At 38.7% G+C, this 4,364-nt stretch carries 2 protein-coding genes; both read right to left on the reverse strand.

Going from position 1 to position 4,364, the window contains the following annotated elements; translation table 11 throughout:
* Positions 1 to 228 precede the first annotated feature (228 nt).
* Positions 229 to 3,420 (reverse strand): sacsin N-terminal ATP-binding-like domain-containing protein, encoded by a 3,192-nt coding sequence (locus HGH91_RS30885; RefSeq protein WP_168743097.1) that lies wholly within the window; start codon positions 3,418 to 3,420, stop codon positions 229 to 231.
* Between the two features lie 139 nt (positions 3,421 to 3,559).
* Positions 3,560 to 3,892, reverse strand: a complete 333-nt coding sequence (locus HGH91_RS30890) for a YegP family protein (protein WP_168743098.1) — start codon at positions 3,890 to 3,892, stop codon at positions 3,560 to 3,562.
* Positions 3,893 to 4,364 lie beyond the last annotated feature (472 nt).

Raw genomic sequence — 4,364 nt, forward strand, 5'->3', positions numbered from 1 at the left:
TGAATGTATAGATTCATTCCCTTTTTCTACAGCGACAACTGCCGCTAACTTTTGCTTTAAGCTGTATTTTATCCTTTTATCCATAAAAATGCCCCCAAGAAGTGTCTAACTTTTTGGGGGCACTACACTTGCGTGAGCTTTATTATTTGTCGAATAGTTTGTTATCATTTATAAAGCATCAGATGGCTTCCACGGACTTATACAGATTAACCTGCTTTTCCCACTGTTTTAGATATCCTTCAAGCTTCCCTTAATCCTATCTATCAGAAACGAAATAAACTCATCAAAGCTTTCTCCATTAGCAATCGTATTCTGGTTTATCAGCCCTCTGTAGTCAACCAGTCTTACATGGGAAGCCGTGTTACTTTCAGCTGTTAGGTTTTTGTCTATTAGCGGGAAAATATCATTACCAATATCACGTAATACTTTTACTAGTGGAATGATTTCACTTACTGTCAATTGATACTTGTTTTCATTACCTCCATATTTTGTAATATCTACTACGATGAGGGCATATCGGTCTGCATTCTGTGAGGCCCGTTCCAGTTGTAATTTGCTCATCATAACAGAGCTGTTAGAGTTCCATCTTGACTTGACCTCGATATAATACAGCGCCTCTTTTTCTTTATAGATGATGATATCCTGGCCACCCTGTTCATTTTCTGTGGAAACATTTGTATTGGTATATACTTCGATCTTTGTGGCGAGTTCCGCTTGTATCCTTTCCTTTATCTTTGCTTCGATATAGGTGCCTATGGCAAGTTTGTGTTGGAAGTCACTTGTTCGTTCTGCATCCAGCCGTAGCGCATCTTCTGCTTTAGCAAGAACTTGTTCGAAGTTGGGGTCTTGTACCAGCTCTCCTAATCTTTGTATCTTATCATCACCTAAAGACACGATAGCGAAGATGCCTTCTTTCGTTTCTTTTTTGTTTACAAGCTCTAACATGATATTAGCTTTTTTCTCATTTAGCCTGTAAAACAAATTTTGAAAGCGTTCCTCGTTTAATTTTTTAATAATAGTCAGTATTTCCTTTTTATGGGGATGCTCATTATAGCTTTTGCTGTCTGTATTAAAAAGGTGTTCTTCGATTTTTGCTGAGAGGTAATTATCTGTGATAATCTCATTTTCAAGAAGCAGATCATTGAAGGTCTCGTGTGCCAGTTCACCCTCCACCTGGGTATTTAAAAGGGTGTTGTATAGATCTTTTACGAACGGCGTAAGGTTCTGACTTACTTTTAATTGATCGTACTTGTGTAAGCTAAAGAGCTGGTTTGAATATATACCACTGTTTTTGTAAATGTCCTCGAACCGGCTGTCTTTGCAACTGATAACAGCTGATAAAAAATCGATATTTGCTGCTACCCAGGAAGGATCTTCTGTACTGAGACAATTGAAAAATACCTTTGCCAGCTTTTTCTGTGCTGGCAGATTTCCTAAATTTTCTTCCTCTTCCGTTTCTTTGTCTATGCCTATGAGTTCGCCGGGCAAGCCATAATACTTGCTAATTAATTCCATCAAGCGGTAAGGTTTACTGGCTGATTGAATATTAAAGCTTAGCCTACAATACTCGTGGATAGTAGTATAATAGAGCGGCGTAATGCCCTGTTGCTTTTTAACTATATCTTCTTCAGATAGTTGCTGACTTGCCCTATTGGTGATCCAGCTGTAATGATCGTCTATAGTTTCATTTATTTTTGTGTTTATCATGCTGATACAATCTCTTCTTGTTAATGGGCTGAATTGGAAGCCCAGATCAAAGTCTTCGTGGACGAGAGTTTTGATAGTTTCAGGGATGATTGTCCTGCCAATCTTGATGATTACAGATGATAAACACTTTTTGTTCTTACGGTTGTTAAATTCAAGAAATTCACCCTCTAAATTAGGTATTAGTTTGTATTGCGTAAAAAGGCTGCTATGCTGACAGGAGATCAAGTATTCATAAAACTTCTTTAATATTTTTGTATCGAAGTTGACTAAATTGTTGCCTGACATGGCTTTAGCTATGTCTTCCTGATTGATAAATCTGATATCTTTTTGCTGCCATTCGAAAGCAAAGTTGCTCCATTCATTTATATTCCTTTCGAGAGGTATGTTATCGAAGAACTTATCTGCCATATGATAGATGCAGTCCCTATATGTTTCATCTGATAGAAGGGATGGGTGGATGAACGTTACTTCTTTTGCGGATTTTAGCCCATTCTTTGTTCCAACAACTTTCAGTGTTTCAAATTGACTGATCCAATTTATTTGTAGATTGGTAAAATACTCGTTGAGCAGGTTGTTATCGGTGTTACGGGCGAAGTTAATTTCAGCAAAGGGAAGGTAATCTGTAATGTTTAGTGGGTTTTCTTTCAGAAAGGTGAAGATGAGTTCTGTAACCCTTTTTAATAGAACCCGGTTGACCTCTTCCTGGTCTTTTAGTTGATCTTTATTACTATACAGATGAATACCATCCCTTGCCTCCGAAGGCATGAACTGTTTACAGTTGATGATGAAGTTGATACCGAATTTTTCGGATCCAATTAATGGGTAATATAGAAATAATCGAGGCAGAGAGGGAGATAACGAGTAAACCGAAAGGTCTTTGTTGATGGGTAAGACAATTTCTACACCACTAACTTCATCAATCAATGAGTAGATAACTTTTTCGATTTTATTCACAAATACACGTGTGCTGTATACGTTGGACGATATCTTCTCTTTGCTGGATAACTTAAAGTCTGTTTCTTGCCCGTCTTCGATAATAATCTTTATACTTCTTAATCGATTATTAATAGCGAGAATTATTGGAATTGTTTCATGTAGATTAATGAGCGAACTTTTGACATATGTTTTTTCCTGTTCGGTTATCGGGTGGTAGAGAAATGTAGTAGCTATGTCTGGACTGGAAATATAGCTTCCACTTTTTATGATCTCTAATGCGTTATTTTTTTGAATGCGGATAGCATCGATGAGGTCTTCGCGTTTTTTAGCACTTCTATCAATGGTGAAATCCCTGAGTGCGATATATTTGCCGTTCAATTCAAGGTAGGAATTGATGCAGAAATATCTGCCTAGAGAGTGGGTAGTTATAAAACCTGTACCATATTTGCCCACCGGTGGAATTTCGCTGATGTCGTCTTTGTCGCCCGATACCTGCTTTATTAGCGAGATAAGTGTTTTGTATTTAAAAGGTCGGCCGTTGTGCGAAAAGGAGAAATGACCATTCCGGTAATCGATCGTGATCTGGCAATCTGTGGTCAGATCACAAGCGTTTTGTACCAGTTCCCAAATAGCTCTGGATGAAGTGGAGTCATTGAAATTTTCGAAGCCGCGTAGCATTTTATCAGCATGTTGCTGTAGATCTGAGCGCTCGTCTTCCAGCAGGGCTTCATTAACATCCTGCTGTCTTTCCGAAGAAATGTTTGAATCTTTGTTCATAAGTAGGTAATGGGATGAGTAATCTGACTGTAAAATGCTGTTATTTCAATAGTAGCCTAAATCCTTCAATGGTGCGAGGTAATAGCTGATAGATAGGATACAAAGCCGGGCGGAAGGCCCGGCTTTGTACAAAGATCTCTTATACAGTTTTGTCATCGATGGTGGCTGATGGAGCATTGCTCTTAACAGAAGCAATACCTCCGTCACGGCTGGCGGCACTTTCGTACATTTCGCTGGTGCCAATCACCTGGCCGTTAGTGGCCTTCAGATTAAAATAGTGTTTCCCGTTAGTAGATGTTTTTTTCTCGAATCGTTCATCATGCTGAGAATTGGTGCGTACAGATTCAATGCCCTTTTCGCAATTTGCTTTGGTGGTGTAGCCTTCACTGACGAGGATAGTTTCTCCATTTCCGGCGTTCAGTTTAAAACGGAACTCGCCTTTGGAGTCCTTGGTGATAACAAATTTTCCCATATTGGTTTGAGTTTAAGTATCCTGAAGTTAAGGAATATTTTAAAACAGGCTGCAGCATTGTGACAGTGAAGGTGTTACAAGATAAGTAAAGGGTTCCTGCTGGTTAACGGCGTATATACGCTATATTCATTGCATTAATATATTTTATGCTTGTTTGTGCTTATTCAGCAAGGATTTTCGTATTTTTGTACTGTTTACAAGTTCTTTCAAACCCCGACAAAGTAAGCTATTTCACGAGTCTACAAAATCGTCTACAGTAGCTAATAAATCCTTTAGAAGCAGCGGCAATTAAGCTTTTGATATAGTCCCAGCGGGATCACAGACAACTTACAAACCTCGCGCTGGTGTAGTGCCCCCAAAAAGTTAGACACTTCTTGGGGGCATTTTTATGGATAAAAGGATAAAATACAGCTTAAAGCAAAAGTTAGCGGCAGTTGTCGCTGTAGAAAAAGGGAATGAATCTATACATTCA

The organism is Chitinophaga eiseniae (genome assembly GCF_012641265.1).
GTDB classification, from domain to species: domain Bacteria; phylum Bacteroidota; class Bacteroidia; order Chitinophagales; family Chitinophagaceae; genus Chitinophaga; species Chitinophaga eiseniae_A.